This is a genomic window from Streptomyces sparsus (assembly GCF_054776295.1).
On sequence record NZ_BAAHCA010001591.1, the window covers coordinates 1 to 660 of the forward strand.

Genomic DNA, 660 nt, shown 5'->3' on the forward strand with positions numbered 1-660 from the left:
CGGCCGTACCCGGGCAGCGGCGGCTCGCCGGAGCGCCGGCGAGCGAACCGGAGCAGCCACGCGCAACGTGCCGGGACTGCCCGGGTCGCCTCCTCGCCACCTCCGACACCGTCGAGGCGCCCAGGTGCGGCAGGGGCTGCTCTCAGCACAGCCCCTGCTACCCGTCAGAGCAGACGGCGCAGCCGTGCGGCGTCACCGCAGACGACAAGCTGGACGCCGGCCCGCTCCAGAGCGGCCGGCAGTGCCGCGCCGACCTCGGCGTCCGTGCCACCGTTGACGGCCAGCACCACCACGGGTCGGCCGGTGGTACGGGAGAGCGCCGACACGTGCGCGCTGAACACGTCGTCACCGGCAGTCTGCTGACGCCAGTAGGCGTCCTCGCCGAAGCTCAGCTCGTGCTGGGCCCACGGGTGCTGCTGACCGGTTGTGAGCAGCAGGATGTCGGAGGGTGAGCGCCCCTCGTCGAGCAACCGGTCAACCGTTTCGTCGGCGGTCTGCACCGCTGTCGACTCGGCGGCGTCGACCAGCTGGATCTGCGCCGCCGCAGCCTCGGCCGGCGCGGTCGGCGCAGCAGGCTGCGTCGGAATACCGGCGGAGGGTGTCGGAGCGGCCGACGGCTCGGAGGTCGCGGCGGGAGCGGCGGCAGCGCCGGGGCGGGCG

At 74.7% G+C, this 660-nt stretch carries 1 protein-coding gene; it reads right to left on the reverse strand.

Annotation, left to right across the window (positions count from 1 at the left end):
• Positions 1-164: 164 nt before the first annotated feature.
• Positions 165-660: hypothetical protein (locus tag ACYVE9_RS29790; RefSeq protein WP_461030976.1), on the reverse strand; the 496-nt coding region annotated here is incomplete at its 5' end.